Origin of the sequence: Plantactinospora sp. B6F1 (genome assembly GCF_040120695.1) — a bacterium.
Lineage (GTDB): Bacteria > Actinomycetota > Actinomycetes > Mycobacteriales > Micromonosporaceae > Plantactinospora.
Window position 1 is genome coordinate 81,497 of record NZ_JBEEAC010000001.1, and the last position, 15,838, is coordinate 97,334.

General features: G+C 72.8%; 11 protein-coding genes. 6 read left to right on the plus strand and 5 right to left on the minus strand.

Going from position 1 to position 15,838, the window contains the following annotated elements; all coding sequences use genetic code 11:
• The gene (locus tag ABNF97_RS00305) at nucleotides 1–1,209 is read left to right on the plus strand and encodes a sn-glycerol-3-phosphate ABC transporter ATP-binding protein UgpC (RefSeq protein ID WP_130462544.1); all 1,209 of its coding nucleotides are present in this window, start codon (nucleotides 1–3) and stop codon (nucleotides 1,207–1,209) included.
• Between the two features lie 154 nt (nucleotides 1,210–1,363).
• Nucleotides 1,364–2,224, plus strand: coding sequence for a DMT family transporter (locus tag ABNF97_RS00310; RefSeq protein ID WP_130462545.1), 861 nt, complete (start codon nucleotides 1,364–1,366; stop codon nucleotides 2,222–2,224).
• Nucleotides 2,225–2,320: 96 nt separating this feature from the next.
• Here ABNF97_RS00310 and ABNF97_RS00315 read toward each other — a convergent pair whose 3' ends face one another.
• Nucleotides 2,321–2,989 (minus strand): GNAT family N-acetyltransferase, encoded by a 669-nt coding sequence (locus ABNF97_RS00315; protein ID WP_349337236.1) that lies wholly within the window; start codon nucleotides 2,987–2,989, stop codon nucleotides 2,321–2,323.
• A gap of 83 nt (nucleotides 2,990–3,072) precedes the next feature.
• On the opposite strand from ABNF97_RS00315, the gene ABNF97_RS00320 reads away from it, so the two are divergent.
• Complete coding sequence (locus ABNF97_RS00320; protein WP_349337237.1) at nucleotides 3,073–4,218, plus strand: winged helix-turn-helix transcriptional regulator; 1,146 nt, start codon at nucleotides 3,073–3,075, stop codon at nucleotides 4,216–4,218.
• Nucleotides 4,219–4,293: 75 nt separating this feature from the next.
• Here ABNF97_RS00320 and ABNF97_RS00325 read toward each other — a convergent pair whose 3' ends face one another.
• Both ABNF97_RS00325 and ABNF97_RS00330 read right to left on the minus strand, forming a co-directional pair.
• On the minus strand, nucleotides 4,294–5,550 hold the full coding sequence (locus ABNF97_RS00325) for a sensor histidine kinase (RefSeq protein ID WP_349337238.1): 1,257 nt from the start codon (nucleotides 5,548–5,550) through the stop codon (nucleotides 4,294–4,296).
• A gap of 301 nt (nucleotides 5,551–5,851) precedes the next feature.
• Nucleotides 5,852–7,888 (minus strand): chorismate-binding protein, encoded by a 2,037-nt coding sequence (locus ABNF97_RS00330; protein ID WP_349337239.1) that lies wholly within the window; start codon nucleotides 7,886–7,888, stop codon nucleotides 5,852–5,854.
• Between the two features lie 309 nt (nucleotides 7,889–8,197).
• On the opposite strand from ABNF97_RS00330, the gene ABNF97_RS00335 reads away from it, so the two are divergent.
• The 3 genes from ABNF97_RS00335 (at nucleotide 8,198) to ABNF97_RS00345 (ending at nucleotide 12,698) form a co-directional block, all read left to right on the plus strand.
• Nucleotides 8,198–9,610, plus strand: a complete 1,413-nt coding sequence (locus ABNF97_RS00335) for an FGGY family carbohydrate kinase (RefSeq protein WP_130462549.1) — start codon at nucleotides 8,198–8,200, stop codon at nucleotides 9,608–9,610.
• A 215-nt stretch (nucleotides 9,611–9,825) separates the two neighbouring features.
• A complete protein-coding gene (locus ABNF97_RS00340; protein ID WP_349337240.1) occupies nucleotides 9,826–12,279 on the plus strand; it encodes a sensor histidine kinase in 2,454 nt (817 codons plus the stop codon).
• Entirely contained in the window at nucleotides 12,276–12,698 is a 423-nt protein-coding gene (locus tag ABNF97_RS00345; RefSeq protein ID WP_130462551.1) for a roadblock/LC7 domain-containing protein, read from the plus strand. The genes ABNF97_RS00340 and ABNF97_RS00345 overlap by 4 nt, the downstream gene beginning before the upstream one ends.
• 101 nt (nucleotides 12,699–12,799) lie before the next feature.
• Here ABNF97_RS00345 and ABNF97_RS00350 read toward each other — a convergent pair whose 3' ends face one another.
• Complete coding sequence (locus ABNF97_RS00350; protein WP_130462552.1) at nucleotides 12,800–13,828, minus strand: phosphotransferase; 1,029 nt, start codon at nucleotides 13,826–13,828, stop codon at nucleotides 12,800–12,802.
• A 40-nt stretch (nucleotides 13,829–13,868) separates the two neighbouring features.
• The gene (locus tag ABNF97_RS00355) at nucleotides 13,869–15,365 is read right to left on the minus strand and encodes a GH1 family beta-glucosidase (protein WP_349337241.1); all 1,497 of its coding nucleotides are present in this window, start codon (nucleotides 15,363–15,365) and stop codon (nucleotides 13,869–13,871) included.
• Nucleotides 15,366–15,838 lie beyond the last annotated feature (473 nt).

Sequence of the window (15,838 nt, forward strand, 5' to 3'; positions counted from 1 at the left end):
GTGGCTGACATCGTGCTGGACAAGGTGAGCAAGAGGTTCCCGGACGGGACCGTCGCGGTCCGGGACGTCGACCTGGAGATCGCCGACGGCGAGTTCGTGATCCTGGTCGGCCCTTCGGGCTGCGGGAAGTCGACCACCCTGAACATGATCGCCGGGCTGGAGGACATCAGCTCCGGCGAGCTGCGCATCGACGGTGAGCGGGTCAACGACAAGGCGCCCCGGGACCGGGACATCGCGATGGTCTTCCAGTCGTACGCCCTGTATCCGAACATGACAGTCCGGGAGAACATGGCGTTCCCGCTCCGGCTCGCCAAGCTGGACAGGGCGACCATCGAGCAGAAGGTGGCCGAGGCGGCGAAGGTGCTGGAGCTGACCCCGCTGCTGGACCGCAAGCCGGCGAACCTCTCCGGTGGGCAGCGCCAGCGGGTGGCGATGGGCCGGGCGATCGTGCGCAATCCGAAGGCGTTCCTGATGGACGAGCCGCTTTCCAACCTCGACGCCAAGCTGCGGGTGCAGATGCGTACCGTGGTGTCCCGGTTGCAGAAGCAGCTCGGCACCACGACGGTGTACGTCACGCACGACCAGACCGAGGCGATGACCCTCGGCGACCGCGTCGTGATCATGCGGGGCGGCGCGGTGCAGCAGGTCGGCCCGCCCCAGGAGCTGTACGACCAGCCGGCCAACCTCTTCGTGGCCGGGTTCATCGGCTCGCCGTCGATGAACTTCCTGCACGCCGCGGTCGAGGACGGCAGGCTGCGTACGGCGATCGGCGACGTACCCGTCGGCGACCGGCTGCGGCGCGAGTTGGCGGCCGAGGACGCACCCCGGGAGCTGATCCTCGGCATCCGTCCGGAGCACTTCGAGGACGCGGCCCTGGTCGACGAGCAGACCCGGGAGCGGGGGATGGAGTTCGAGGCGCCGGTCGAGATCGTCGAGTCGATGGGCTCCGACAAGTACGTCTATCTGACGGTCGAGGGCGAGCGGGCCAGCGCGGCAGAGCTGGAGGAGCTCGCCGCCGACGTGGGCGCCGACGGGTTCGGCGGCGGTGGGACGAACCTGGTGACCCGACTGTCGGCGGAGTCCGCGGTCACCGAGGGGCGGAACCAGCGGATCTGGTTCAACCTGGAGAAGATCCACCTGTTCGACCCGTCGAACGGCCGCAACCTCACCCTGCACGACGGCAGGGCCGCCGGAACGCTCGCCTCCTGAGCCGGCAAGCGCGGTCGCGGGGACCCGGCGGCTCGGACGACAGGGGAAGGGGCCGACGACCAGGGACGGAACGGTCCGTGACCAGCCACTTCAGCACGTAGCGTAGCCGTGTGGATGCGGAGCGCGTGCCGCGGTTCGGTGCTGGGACCGCCGCATGATCGCGGCGATCGGGCTGGCGGTCGGCTCCGCCGTCTGTTTCGCCTTCGGGGCCGCCCTACAGCAGCGCGCCGCGCGACGGGAACCGCAACACGGTACGGCCGACCCACGGTTGCTGATCCGGCTGCTGCGTCGCCGGAGTTGGCTGCTCGGCAAGCTCCCCGACCTGACCGGTACGCTCCTGCAGGCGCTCGCCCTCCGGTTCGGGCCGCTGACCCTGATCCAGCCCCTGCTGATCACCGCGATGTTCCTGGCGATCCCGCTGGAGGCGGCCCTCGACCACCGCCGGCCGCATCCCCGGGACATCACCGCGGTCGCCGTCTGTGTCCTGGGGCTCACGGCCTTCCTCGGTGCGGCCCGACCTCGGGCGGGAGTGGCCCAGCCCTCCATGATGGGCTGGCTCGGAGTCGCGCTGATCGGCAGCGCCCTGGTCGGGATCTGTCTGCTCCTCGCCCACCGGGCCACCGGCGCCCTCCGGGGAACGCTGCTCGGGATCGCCAGCGGGCTGCTCTACGCCGGCACCGCGTCGCTGTTGAAGACCGTCGCCGAGCGGGTCGCGCACGACCCGCTCTCGACATTGGTCGACTGGCACCTGTACGCGCTGGCGGTGGTCGGGTTCGCCTCGGTGGCGCTGAACCAGAACGCCTTCCAGAACGGCCCACTGGCCGCGCCGCTCACCTCGATCACCCTGGTGGATCCGGTTGCCAGCATCGTCATCGGGGTGACCGCGTTCCACGAGACGCTCTCGGTCGGCGGACTCCGGCTCCTGGTCGAGGTGCCCGCCGTGCTGGCGATGGGCTTCGGGATCTGGCTGGCCAGTACCCGGTCCACCGGCCGGGAAGGTTACGAGGGCGGCTGAGCGCGGCCGGGGCTCGGGTCCCGGCCGGCGCAGATCCTGCCGGAGTCACCTCCCGGCGGGGCTCAGGTCCCGGCGGGGCTCACCTCCCGGCAGGGCTCAGGTTCCGGCCGGGCTCGGGGCGCGGTGGGGATCGCGCCACATCGGTTGCAGTGCCGGGCCCCCGTCGGGCAGCCGGATCGGTTCGCCCTCGGGCCGGAAGCCGTGCCGCTCGTAGAGCGCACGGTTGCGCGGTGAACTCGCCTCCAGATAGCAGCCGATTCCGTCGGCGTCGGCCCGGACGAGGTGGTGCCGCAGCATCGCGCCGCCGAGCCCTCGACCGCGCAGTGCGGGCAGCACCGCCATCTGCTGGAGGTACCAGTGTGGTTCCCGATCGGGGTGGCGGGCCGCGATCAGCTCGCCGACCAGGGCCATCCGGGGCGCGTACCGGCCGTAGGCCCGGGCGAGGAAGGCGGCCTGCCGCTCGTCCCGCCCCGGGTCGGCGGTGGTCGGGGCTTCGCTTTGGCCGGCGGCACGAAACTCCCATACCGACAGGCCACCGATCCCGGACGACTCGTCGCCGGCCAGCAGTATCTCGCCGGCCTCCAGCGCGCCGCCGACCCAGTCGGAGGCGAGGTCGACCCACGCCTGCGCACACGCCTGGCGGGCCCGCTCGTCCGGCAGCACCCAGTCCAGCACCGCCTCGTCCTCGCCGGCCCGGCCCACCAGGGCGGCGATCGTCGGGGCGTCGGCCAATTCGGCCCGGCGTACCGTGATCGTCTCGGTCATCGTCACCTCGTCAAGCTCGCGGATGGGGTCGGTACAGTGTACGCGAACCTGCGTACGTTGTAGCGGAGTGCGGGCGGGAGCGGATGGAAGGCGACGGTGACGATGCCGGGACCGGCGCGGGGCTGAGCCTGGACCGCATCGTGCGGGTGGCGGTCGGGCTCGCCGACGCGTACGGTCTGGCGACCCTCTCGATGCGGCGGGTCGCCGCCGCCCTGGACGCCGGGGTGATGTCGCTCTACCGGTACGTGCCGGGCAAGGCCGAACTGGTCGACCTGATGGTGGAGAGCGTCTTCGGCGAGATCGACTATCCGGAGCCGGGCCCGGCCGGCTGGCGGGCCAGGATCGAGCTCCACGCCCGCCTTGAGTGGGCGATGTACCAGCGGCATCCGTGGGTGTTGCCGATCGTGGCCGGCACCGGGCGGCCGCCGCTGGGCTCGAACGTGCTGGCCAGCGTGGAGTGGGTACTGGGCGCCGTCGACGGCTTCGGGCTGGAGCCGGCGACGATGCTCCAGGTCTACCTCACCGTCAGTGACTACGTGCAGGGCGCTGCCCGGTACGTACAGGCCGAGGCCGAGGAGGAGCGGCGGACCGGGGTGAGCAGCGAGCAGTGGTGGGCGGCCGAGACGCCCACGCTGACCCGGTTGCTCGGCACCGGGCGGTTTCCGCGGCTGTCCCGGCTGATCGGGCAGGTCGGTGCCGCCCCGGGGACCGTACGGCAGGACTTCGAGTTCGGCCTGGCCCGGGTGCTCGACGGCATCGCCGTCTTCCTGACCGGCGAGCCGATCCCGGCCGGCGAGCCGAGCCCGGCGGACGAGCCCGGCGGATCACGAACCGGAGAGATAACCAGGTTTGGAAAAGTAACCACCGCCTCCGACCGGCGCGTCCCGGCGGCCACCTCGGCGGCAATGGATCTGCTCGGCCGGCGCTGGACTCTCGACCTGCTGCACGTCCTCGGCCACGGGGAGGCACGGTTCCGTGATCTGGTGGAGGCCCTGCCCGGCGTCTCCAGGCGGGTGCTCACCGAGCGGCTGCGTGAACTCGCCGACGAGGGGCTGCTGCGCCGCCGGGTGGACCCCGGGCCACCGACCCGGATCAGCTACGCGCTCACCGAACGCGGCACCGGACTCCGCGAGGTGCTGACCGGCCTCGACAGCTGGGCCGGGCAGCACGGCCGGCTCGGTCTCCGCTCACCCGGGCCCGGGCGGCACGGCCGGCACGGTGCCGGCTGACTCCGGCGGTACTCGGCCGTTCCGCGCCTCCACCGGCCGCAGGTACGGCCCGGCAGCCGCTGACCCTGGTGGCGATCAGGCGGGCAGCTCGATTCGTACCGTGGTCCCGGCTCCGGCCGGCGTACCGGGACCGATCGTCAACACCCCGGACGCCTGCTCCACCCGGGCCCGCATCGCGGTCAGCCCATAACCGCCGGCGGCCGGATCGGCGCCGGAGGTCGCGGTCAGGCCACGACCGTCGTCGGTAACGGTCAGCACCGCCCGGTCCGGCTGGAAGGCGAGCCGTACCGAAACGGTCCGGGCGTCGGCGTGCTTGCGGACGTTGGTCAGCGACTCCTGGGCGGCCCGCAGCAGTACCACCTCGGTCGCCGTGGCCAAGCCGACGGGGCTGCCCGTGCACCGGAAGTCGGCGGCGATACCGACCTCGGCGGTGAACCGGGCGACCAGCCGGGCGAGTGCGTCGGTCAGGGACGAGCCGGCCAGCGCCGCCGGGGTCAGGGCCGCGATCAACTCGCGGGTCTCGGCGAGGTTCTCCCGGGCGGTACGCGCGGCGAGCGCCAGGTGCCGGCGCGCCCGCTCCGGATCGCCGTCGATGTCGTCGTCGGCCGCCTGCACCAGCAGGACGACACTGGTCAGGCCCTGTGCGATGGTGTCGTGGATCTCGCCGGCCAGCCGTTGTCGCTCGGCCAGGGTGCCCGCCTCGTGCGACAGCCGGGCCACCTCGGACCGGGACCGGTCCAACTCGCGGATCAGCCGGGCCCGCTCCTGGCTCTGCGCGACCACCCGCCGGCTCCAGGTGCCCAGGACCGCGGAGAGCACCACGCCCAGCCCCGCGACCGGCAGCGGGCCGCTCACCACCTGCGCAGGTTCGAAGCCCCTGGCCAGCAGTACCGTGAGATGCACCGAGGTGAACACGACCACCATGACCGTGGCCGGCAGCGCGGCGGCCACCATGAACGCCTGCGGGCAGAGCGCGAACAGGACGAACGACGCCGCGCCGTCGAGCAGCACCGCGGGTACGTAGAGCGCCAGGGCACCGGCGAGATAGGCGTACCCGCGCCAGTCCTCGATCTCGTCGCGCATCAGGCGGCGGCCGAAACCGAGGTACCAGCCGGTCAGCCCGGCCAGCGGCAGCAACACCGCGAGTCGCCCCGGTAGCGGATCCGGGCCGTTGACCACCAGGAAGCCGGCGACCCCGAGCACGACCAGCCCGAAGTAGAGGTCCCAGAACCCGTAGCGGCCGGCCCAGGTGTCCGGCTCGGCCCGACCCCCCACGGCGGTCTCCGCCGCGGCGGCGTCGGTCGCCTGGGTCGACGAGACGTGGCCGGACATCGCAGCAGACCTCCAACGCACCGGACCCGGGGGAGGCGGCGCACCGGGGGTCGGCGGACCGGCCCCGAGCCGGTTCCGCCCATGGTCGCACGCCCTTTCCGACCGGACGGCGCAGGTCGACCCGTGCCCCGAGCGGCTGGCGCACAGGTCGACCGGGGCCCCGGCTGGGTGGCACGCAGGTCCACCGGCGCCCCGGCCGGGTGGCACGCAGGTCGACCGGGGCCCCCGAGCGGTTGGTACACGTGGACCGGTGGCCCGGACGAGGGCTCTCAACCCGCCCGGACCACCGGCTTGCGAATGCCTACCCGGGATACCGGGGAGTATGCGCCGTGGCCGGGGTCGGAAGCAGCCGGCCCAGCATGCCGGTCAGCACCGCAATCCCGTCCCGGCTCAGTACGGACTCGGGGTGGAACTGCACCCCGGCGTACGTCGGCCCGCGCAGTGCGTGCACCGCACCGTCGACCGGGTCCCGGGCCAGCCCCACCGGCCCGTACGCGGTGTCGAGCCGGTCGGCGTCGGCCAGCGCCGTGTAGCTGGAGTAGAAGCCGACCCGGGCGACGGTGTCGAAGAGCGTGACGTCCCGGCACACCCCCTGGTAGGGGCTGGCGCGCCGGTGAAGGGTCAGGCCGAGCCGGGCGGCCAGCATCTGGTGGCCGAGGCAGACGCCGAGGGTCGGCGACCCGGCGTCGAGCAGCCGGCCGACCAGGCCGCGTAGGGCGACCATCTTCGGGTCGGTCGGGTGTCCGGGGTCGCCCGGCCCGGGGCCCAGCACCGTGAGGTCGGTGGTGGCCGGATCGAACCCGCCCGCCCTGGTGACCTCGGCCCAGGGGCGTACCGCCACGGCCAGCCCGAGCGCCCGCAGCTGGTGGGCGAGCATGCCGGTGAAGGTGTCCTCGGCGTCGACGACCAGCACCCGCAGGCCGCCGAACTCCGGCCGTGCCGTGGCACCCGGCGTCCGCTGTTCCAGCCAGAACGGGGCGAGCCCGATGTTGCGGGCCGCCAGCGCCGCCCGTACCGCCGGGTCGTCGGCGAGCCGGACCTCCGCGGCCGGCGCGGGGTCGGTGACCGGCTCCGCCGGGCCCGTGGTCGTGCTGGAGCCCGCGGTCGTGCTGGAGCCCGTGGTCGTGCTGGAGCCCGTGGTCGCGCCGGCCCGGTCGGCGGGACCGGCCGGCCCCGGTCGCAGCCCCAGCGCGGTCAACACGCCAGCCGCCTTGGCGTGCGTCTCGGCCACCTCGGCGGCGGCGGTGGAGTGCCGCACCAGCGTCGCGCCGACCGGCACCCGCAGCTCGGCACCGGGCGAGATCTCGGCGGTACGGATCAGGATCGGCGCGTCCAGGGTCTGCCGCCCGGCCTCGTCGAAGCCGAGCAGCGCCAGTACGCCCGCGTAGTAGCCCCGGCCGCGCCGCTCGTGCCTGGCGATGACCCGGCAGGCGTTCTCCATCGGGCTGCCGGTGACGGTCGGCGCGAACATCGTCTCCCGGAGCACCTCCCGGACGTCGTGCGAGCCGCGCCCGGCGAGCAGGTACTCGGTGTGGGTCAGATGCGCCATCTCCTTGAGGTACGGCCCGATCACCTGGCCGCCCTGCTCGGCGACGGTCGCCATCATCTTCAGTTCCTCGTCGAGCACCATGTACAGCTCGTCGATCTCCTTCTGGTCGGCGAGGAACCGCAGCAGCTCCGCCCGGTCCGCCGGCCGGCCCGGGTGGCGCAGGGTGCCGCTGATCGGGTTCATCATGACCAGGCCGTCCTCGACGCTGACGTGCCGTTCCGGCGAGGCGCCGACCAGGATCCGGCCGCCGGTGTGCACCAGGAACGTCCAGTACGCGCCGCGTTCTCCGGTGAGCAGCCGGCGCAGCGCGGCCAGCGCCGCCGGCAGCGGGGGACCGGCCAGGGTGCCGAGGTAGCAACGGTGGATCACGAAGTTCGCCCCCTCGCCCCGGCCGATCTCGTCGCGCAGCACCCGGGCGACGATCTCCGCGTACTCCGGGTCGGCGATGTCGAAGCCGGCGTCCCGGACCGGTACCGGCACCTCGGGCAGGACCGCCACCGCGTCGGCCAGCGGGGCCCGCTCGGGTTCGTCGAGTACCAGGCACTCCAGCGGGGCGCCGTCGTCGACACAGGCGAAGCCACGCTCGCCGATTTGCCGGTACGGCACCACGGCGAGGGTGCGCGGCCCGGCCGGCCCGGCCGGTAGGGGGATGTCGGCGAGTCGGTCGACGGTGCGCGGCACGCCGGTGAAGATCTCCAGATCGGCGGCGCCGTCCCGGCGTAGCAGGGCGAACGGGCCGGGGTCGGCCCCACTCGCGATGGTGTGCAGCAGATGGTTCAGCAGGGTCATCGGTCGTCCCTCACAGCCGGGGGCCGTTCCAGGCGGTGGCCGGGAGTGGCGTGGGGGAACCCTTGGCGGCCGCCGCGTGGGGCGGCCGCGTGGAAGATCGCTACGCGCGGAGGTCGGCCGCCGGGATGGCGGGCCACCAGGAGTTGAGTCGCGCGAGCACGGGCCGAGTCTAGGTCAGCGCCGGTCGGGCCGGCACCCCTTCGGCAGACCTGTCCACCAGGTGGGCGGCCGGGACGAGAGCACCCCGTCCGGCCGGTAGCCGGCGACCTTGCCCTGGTCGGTAGCCGGGAACCGGTACGGTTTCGGTCGATGAGGATTCTCGCTCTCGACCTGGGTACGTCGTCGGTGCGCGGCCTGGTGCTGGACGGGGCTGCCCGGCCGATGCCCGGAGCGCTGGCCCGGCGACCGGTCGAGATCCTGATCGGCGGCGACGGCCAGGCCAGCCTTGACGGCCCGGCCTACCTCGGCGCCCTCGTCGAGTGCCTGGACGAGCTGGCGGCGGCGCGCCACCTCGACGGTGTCGAGCTCGTCGTCGCCTCGGCGCAGTGGCACTCGGTGGTCCCGCTGGACGCCTCCGGCGATCCGCTCGGCCCGGTGCTGACCTGGTTGGATACTCGCCCCAGCGCACCGGCGGGGATCGCCGGACCGGTGGATCCGGCCGACTACCACCGGCGTACCGGCACCTGGTGGCACCGGTTCTACTGGTCGGTCCGGCTGCCCTGGCTCCGCCAGCGGTGCGGCGCGGCCAGGGTCCGCTTCGCCGGCCTGGTCGAGTACGTCTGCGGCGCGCTCCTCGACGAGACGGTCATGTCCATCTCCCAGGCCTCCGGCACCGGCCTGCTCGACCTGCGCACCCTGGACTGGGATCCGGAGGCGTCCGAGCTGGCCGGGGTACGCCCGGGCGAGTTGCCGACGCTGGCACCGCTGGCCTGGCACGGCCGGCTCCGTTCCGAGTACGCCCGGCGTTGGCCGGCGCTGCGGGCCGCCCGTTGGGCGCCGCCCAGCGGCGACGGCGCCGCCTCGAACGTGGGCTGCGGCTGCTACGACAGCCGGCGCGCGGCGGTCACCGTCGGCACGTCGGCGGCGGTGCGGCTGGTCCAGCGGGTTCCGGCGGGTGTCGAGCTGCCGCCGCTGCCGGAGCAGCTCTGGCGCTACCGGGTGGACCACGAGCACGTGGTGACCGGTACCGCCTTCTCCGGCGGCGGCAACCTCTACGCGTGGGCCCGCCGGGAGATGAGGCTGCCCGAGGGACCGGCGCTCGACCGGGCGCTGGCCCGGCTGCCGCCCGGTGACGGCGTACCGGCCGATCCCCGGCTGGGCGGCGACCGGCCACCCGGGCTCGGCCCGGCCGGCTCCGGCGCGCTGGCCGGGCTCGGTTTCAACACCACCGCGGTGGACATCCTGGCCGGACTGATGGGTGCGCTCTGCCTCCAGGTGGCGCAGGTGGTCACGATGATCGAGTCTACCCTGGACAAATCGGTCCAGGTCGTACTCGGCGGCGGGGCCGTCGCCGCGTCCGGGTGGTGGCGGCGTTCATTTTCGGTCGCGCTGGCCCCGCGGGAGGTACGTCACGTCCGCAACCCGGAGATCGGTGCGGTCGGCGCTGCTCTGGTGGCGATCGGTCGACTCGACGGTGCGTCCGGACTTGAGCGCATCGTCCGGACGGATGAGGACGAGTCGGCGACAGCGACAAGATCTGATCACCCGCAGTATCCTTCGTGAGCTGTACCGCCCCCCTGATCATTGACAGCAGGCCGGGGCTGAATTGGAATAGCTCCGCTCCTTGGCGCGCCCCTGCATCGAGGACGGTAGGAGGCATGGTGGCTGTTGCCCCGGACCCGTCACATGGCGCCGTCTCGCGTCACCGCCGACGCCGTCTCGATGTCCGGGTGGTGCCGCATCGCCGCAGGTCCGCGTTCCGAGTGCGGGACTGGCGGATGCGTACCAAGCTGGGCGCCGTCCTCGTGGTCCCGTCGGTCGCGTTCCTGGTGCTCGCCGGGGCGCAGACCAGTGCCCTGGTCAGCCAGGCCGACCTGCTCGACGAGTTCGCCGACCAGGTGACGGTCGGCCGCGAGATCACCGCGCTGGTGCACGAGCTGCAGCGCGAGCGGGACCAGACCGCGGGCGAGCTGGCGGCGCTGGGCACCGGCGCGCGGCCGCTGGTCGAGCCGGGCCGCCCGCTGCCGGCGCTGGAGGCGGTCTACCCGGTCGCCGACCGGGCCATCGACCGGTTCCGGGCGGCGGCGGCGCCGCTGGCCAGGGGCGAGGCCTCGTGGCGGATCTCCTACGACCGGGTCGACAACGCACTCGGTCGGCTGCCGGAGGTCCGGGCCTCGGTGCCGGCGGCCGGCTTCAACCCCGATCCGGTACTGGCCGAGTACGACCGGGCCATCGAGGTGCTGCTGGTGCTGCTGGCCGAGCCGTCGCCGGGTGCGGATCGCGCCGACCTGACCGACGCGGTACTGCGATACGTCGAGTTCGCCCAGGTCAAGGAGATCAACTCGCGGATCCGGGGAGAGCTCTACGCCGCCGCCCGGGCCGGCCGGTACGACCAGAACGACCTGGTCAAGCTGGCAGACCTGCGGGCGCAGCAGCTCACCGGCCTGGCCGGGTTCCGGCGCTCGGCCACCGACCGACAGATAGAACGGTACGAGCGGGCCGCGGCTGACCCGGACTTCGTGGCCGCGGTCCGGTTGGAGGAGACGACCTTCTCCGCCGGCGAGCGCACCGCCGCGGTGCTGGAACCCGGCTCCTGGTGGACGATCAGCCAGCAGCGCCAGGAGCTGCTCCGGCAGGTCCAGGCGGGTGCGGTGGACGACGCGGTGGCGCTGGCGGACTCCCGCAGCGCGGCGCAGTTACGTCGGACGCTGCTCACCGCGGGCGGCGTGCTGGGCGTACTGCTGGCCGCCCTGTTCACCTCGATCGCGATCGGCCGCTCGGTCGCCCGCTCGCTGCGGATGCTGCGCGGTCAGGCGCTGCGGGTGGCGCAGGTCGAGTTGCCGGAGACCCTGGAACGGCTGCGTACGGTCGATCCGGTCGCCACCGAGTTCGACGTGCCGCCGGCCGACGTCCGGTCGATGGACGAGATCGGCGAGGTGGCCGAGGCGTTCGTGGCGGTGCACCGCAGCGCGGTGACGGTGGCGCTGGAACAGGCGATCATGCGACGACACGTCAACGCCATGTTCGTCAACCTGGCCCGACGCAGCCAGGTGCTGGTCGAGCGGCAGTTGGAGCTGCTCGACGGGCTGGAGCAGGACGAGAGCGACCCGGACCAGCTGGAGAACCTGTTCAAACTGGACCACCTCGCCGCGCGCATGCGGCGTAACGACGACAGCCTGCTGGTACTGGCCGGCAGCGAGGCCACCCGGCGGTGGAACCGCCCGGTGCTGCTCGGCACGGTGCTGCTGGCTGCGGTTGCCGAGATCGAGCAGTACCAGCGGATCCGGCACAACGTCGCCGACGAGCTGTACGTCGTCGGGCACGCCGTCGCCGACCTGGTGCACCTGCTGGCCGAGTTGCTGGAGAACGCCTCGGCGTTCTCCCGTCCGGACACCGTGGTCCAGGTCGACGCTGCCAGGCAGCCGGACGGCAGCGTCCTGGTGCAGGTGGTGGACCAGGGCCTCGGGATGAGTCCGGCCGCGCTGGACGGGGCCAACCAGATGCTCGCGGTGCCGCCGGCCGCGGACGTTGCCGCGTCGGAGCGGATGGGTCTGTTCGTGGTCAGCCACCTGGCCGCCCGGCAGGGAATCCGGGTGCGGTTGCGGAGCAGCGGGCAGGGCGGCCTGGTGGCGGCGGTCCGGCTGCCGGCGAACCTGCTCGCCCCGGCGCCGACCGCGGATCCGTCGGCCGTTCCGGAACGGCGGATGCTCGAGATGGTCGCGGGTGCGGTGACCGGACCGAACGGGACGCGTCCGCCGCAGGGCCGGCCGGCGCCGGGGGAGGGCGGCGGCGTCGACGCCGGGCAGCTTCGCCGGCCGGGTCGCCGGGAGACGCCGACCCGGGCCGAGGACGTGCTCGGGATGGCCGGCGGTGCCGGTTCCGCGCCCGCCAGTACCTGGTGGTCGCGGCAGGGCAGGGCGAACATGGCGCCGCCGGCCGCGGCCGGCGGGCCGACCGGGGCGCTGGCCACCGGGAACGCCCCACCGGCGGTGCCGGTGACCGGCGGGACCAACGCCAACGGGCTGCCGATCCGGGTGCCGATGGCCCAACTGCGGGTGAAGGCGGAGTCGGCCCGCCCCAGGCCGCCGGTCCAGCGTGAGGCGCCCGATCCGGAGCAGGTGGGCGGCATGCTCTCCCGGTACTACGGTGGGCTGCGGCGGGCCGAGGCAGAGGACACGATGGTCATACCCATGGCGCCGGCCGGCGCGCGCACCGAAGAGGAGAAGTATTGAGCACGCTCAGTCAAGAGGCACGGGATCTGAACTGGCTGGTGAGCGGGTTCACGGAGCGGGTGCCGGGGGTGGCGCACGCCATCGTGGTCTCCGCCGACGGGTTGCTGGTGGCGGTCTCCGAGCACCTGCCCCGGGACCACGCCGACAAGCTCGCCGCGGTCACCTCCGGATTGTCCAGCATTACGACCGGGGCAGCGGAGATGTTCGACGGCGACATCGTCAAGCAGACGGTGGTCGAGATGGGGCGGGGCTACTTCCTGGTGATGCAGATCCGGGACGGTTCGATTCTGGCCACCCTCGCGGCCAACGACGCCGACATCGGCGTGGTGGGCTACGAGATGGCGAAGCTGGCGAAGGCGGCGGGTGAGATGTTGACTCCGGCGCTGCGGGCGGAGCTCCAGCAGGCACTGCCCCGCTGACCGGTGGTCCCGGTCAGCGGGGCGACGGTGTGCCAGCCGCCGGGTCGCCTCGATCCCGTCCGGCGCTGCTGCCGTCCTGTGCCGATCCGGCCTTGTCCCTCCTAAGCCGATCCCACCTTGTCGAGCCGGCTCAGCTGCGCGTCGAGCCGCCCGGCGAGCCTCTGTTCGTACTCGTCCCGTTCCGGTCCGTCCCAGCCCCGGGTGGCGCCTTCGATGCACATGATGAGATAGAGATAGATCGTGTACAGGGTGAGCCGGCGCCGCGCGGTGGGGGTCAGTTCGATTCGGCCGTGTCCGGCGGAGGCGTAGCCGGCGAGGATTTCCGGTTCGTCGTCCAGTTCACGGAAGAGCGTCATCGAGACCAGTTCGGCCAGCGGGTCGCCGAAGAAGGCCCGTTCGCCGTCGATCAGCCCGGTCACCCGGACCGTGCCGGCGGGATCGGCGGCGACGAAGACGTTGCCGTCCCAGAGGTCGAAGTGGACCAGTGCGGGCCGGCGTACCTCGTCGAGGACGTCGGCGTGCCGCCGTAGCAGCTCGCCGATCCGGTCGGGCGGGGCGGGGAGCGCACTGCCCAGCCGGAGTGCGTCGGCGAGGATGTCGTCGACCATCGCGCCGAAGGCACCCCGCCAGGTCGGCTGCCAACTCCGGCTGCCACGCAGCGGATAGCCGTACGACGGGCCGGTGACGGTGTGCAGCCCGGCCGCGTACGCGGCGATTTCACCGCGTACGGTGCTGAGCTGCGCCGGGGTCAGCTCGTCCCGGATGCCGTTCAGGTCCCTGCCGGCCACGCGGCTGAGGAAGACGAAGTCGGTGCCGATCAGGTCCCGGTGGAAGTCGGCGTGCACGACCTCGGGTACGACGGGCACCACCCGGGCGGCCCGGCGGTAGAAGTCGACCTCGGTGCGCATCAGGTCGACCTCGTGGCTGAGCAGCTTCAGCTCGGGTGGCGGGGCGACCTTGAGCACCAGTTCGGTGCCTTCGCCGAGGGTGATCGCGTACACCGCGTTGTAGGTGCCGCCGGTCAGTTCCTGCCAGTCGGTGATCCCGGTCCGGTCACCGAAGCCGCGCCGGACCAGCGACCGGAGTTCGGCCTCGGTGATGTGCCTTCTTGTCGAGCTGTAATTCCCCATGCAACCCCTTCGACGGTGGTACGGTCGGGCCGGCTCGGGGTCAGACCGTGTTCTCGGCGATCACTCGCCGGTACCAGTGCGCGCTGCGCTTGGGGATCCGGCGCTGGGTGGGGAAGTCGACGTAGACCAGCCCCCATCGCTGCTCGTAGCCCTCGTTCCATTCGAAGTTGTCCATCAGCGACCAGACGTGGTAGCTCTCCAGCGGTACGCCGTCGCCGATGGCCCGGTGTGCGGCCGCCAGGTGGTCGCGGAGGAAGGCGATCCGGCCGATGTCGTCCACCGTGCCGTCCGCGGCGAGCCGGTCCGGGGTGGGCAGGCCGTTCTCGGTGACGGTGAGCGGCACGTCGCCGTAGTCCCGGGTCACCCGGGTGAGGATGTCGTACATCCCCTCGGGGAAGATCTGCTGCCAGCTCGCCTCGGAGGTCGCCCACCGGCGGACCGTACCGCCGTCGGCGGTGATGTAGAGCGGCGTGTAGTACTGCACCGCGAGCAGGTCCACCGGGGACGAGATGATCGCCAGGTCGCCGTCCCGGATGCCTCGGACCATCCGGCTGTCCGGGCCCAGGTCGGCCAGGACGTCGCTCGGGTAGGCGCCCCGGAAGATGGAGTCCAGGTAGAGCCGGTTCTCGTAACCGTCGTAGAGCCGGGTCGCGTCGGCGGCCCCGGGGGCGTCGTCGGCCGGGTAGCAGGGGTGCAGGTTCAGCGCGGGGCCGATCCGGCTGTCGCTGCCGGTGGCGCGCAGCGCGCGTACCGCCAGGCCGTGCGCGAGTTGCAGGTGGTGCGCGACCAGGTAGGCCGCGTCCGGGTCGCGCAGCCCGGGGGCGTGGTGCCCCTGCAGGTAGCCGTTCTGCACCACCGTCTTGGGCTCGTTGATGGTCAGCCAGACCGGCACGCTGGTGCCGAGCGCCTCGAAGATCGCCTCGGCGTAGTCGGCGAAGCGGTAGGCGACGTCCCGGGACTCCCAGCCGCCGACGTCCTGCAGCGACTGCGGCAGGTCCCAGTGGAAGAGGGTGGCCATCGGGGCGATGCCCCGGTCGTGCAGGCCGTCGACCAGGCGCCGGTAGAAGTCGAGTCCGCGCTGGTTGGGCGCGCCGGTGCCGTCGGCCTGGATCCGCGGCCAGGAGATCGAGAACCGGTACGTCCGCAGTCCCAGTTCCTTCATCAGGTCCAGGTCCTCGACGTACCGGTGGTAGTGGTCGGCGGCGACGTCGCCGGTGTCCCCGCCCCGGACCCGTCCCGGGGTGTGGCTGAACGTGTCCCAGACGGACTCGCCCCGTCCGTCGTCCTTGGCCGCCCCCTCGATCTGGTATGCCGAGGTGGCCGCGCCCCACCCGAAGCCGTCCGGAAAGCGGAGTCCGAGCTGCGCGTCCGGCGCCGTACGTCGCTCGTCGTCGGCCTCGGGGTCGGCGTCGCAGCCGGTCACCACCGCGCCGGCGGCTGCTGCCGCCGCCGTGCTCGTCGACAGGCGGCCGGCCGGCACGGCACTGGCGGACAACGCGGCGCGGCGTAGCAGATGCCGCCGAGTCAGTACGGACATGCTGTGTCTCCTCGTGAGTGGGGCCCTCCGCAGTACTCCGGGAGCGCTCCCACACAAGAGCGTAGCGATCTACCGGGCGATTGCGTATGGGATGTTCGGGTGGCAATGGCGGGTCTGGGCCTCGTCCATTGCCCGTCCCCACGTGCACCATGACCACGGCGACCGTTCGTCGCGTCGCGACGAGGCCGGTCGCCGTCCAAGGTGCCGATGACGCAGCCGATCGACCGGTTCGGCGTCGGGACGCTGTACCGATGACCGATATTCCCGTCGTTGGCGGGGGGTTAGTGTGGGGACGGGGAGGGCAACCCCCGTCCCCAGCATGAGTTACAAACACGCACGAGCGGAATTGGCGTCCAGGTCGTGCGTGCCGCGCGGGAGCCGGGCCACGCGAGTGGCTCTGGTTCCACCTCCTTCCGACGGTGGTGAGCTGGCTGACGGCGGAGTCCGGGCTGGCCCGCCCTCAGCCCTCTGGC

What these genes read in the sequence shown, in the direction of transcription:
- ABNF97_RS00310 (WP_130462545.1), top strand. Translation starts at nt 1,364, where the DNA reads ATGATCGCGGCGATCGGGCTGGCGGTCGGCTCCGCCGTCTGTTTCGCC.
- ABNF97_RS00315 (WP_349337236.1), bottom strand. Translation starts at nt 2,989, where the DNA reads ATGACCGAGACGATCACGGTACGCCGGGCCGAATTGGCCGACGCCCCG.
- ABNF97_RS00320 (WP_349337237.1), top strand. Translation starts at nt 3,073, where the DNA reads ATGGAAGGCGACGGTGACGATGCCGGGACCGGCGCGGGGCTGAGCCTG.
- ABNF97_RS00325 (WP_349337238.1), bottom strand. Translation starts at nt 5,550, where the DNA reads ATGTCCGGCCACGTCTCGTCGACCCAGGCGACCGACGCCGCCGCGGCG.
- ABNF97_RS00330 (WP_349337239.1), bottom strand. Translation starts at nt 7,888, where the DNA reads ATGACCCTGCTGAACCATCTGCTGCACACCATCGCGAGTGGGGCCGAC.
- ABNF97_RS00335 (WP_130462549.1), top strand. Translation starts at nt 8,198, where the DNA reads ATGAGGATTCTCGCTCTCGACCTGGGTACGTCGTCGGTGCGCGGCCTG.
- ABNF97_RS00340 (WP_349337240.1), top strand. Translation starts at nt 9,826, where the DNA reads ATGCGTACCAAGCTGGGCGCCGTCCTCGTGGTCCCGTCGGTCGCGTTC.
- ABNF97_RS00350 (WP_130462552.1), bottom strand. Translation starts at nt 13,828, where the DNA reads ATGGGGAATTACAGCTCGACAAGAAGGCACATCACCGAGGCCGAACTC.
- ABNF97_RS00355 (WP_349337241.1), bottom strand. Translation starts at nt 15,365, where the DNA reads ATGTCCGTACTGACTCGGCGGCATCTGCTACGCCGCGCCGCGTTGTCC.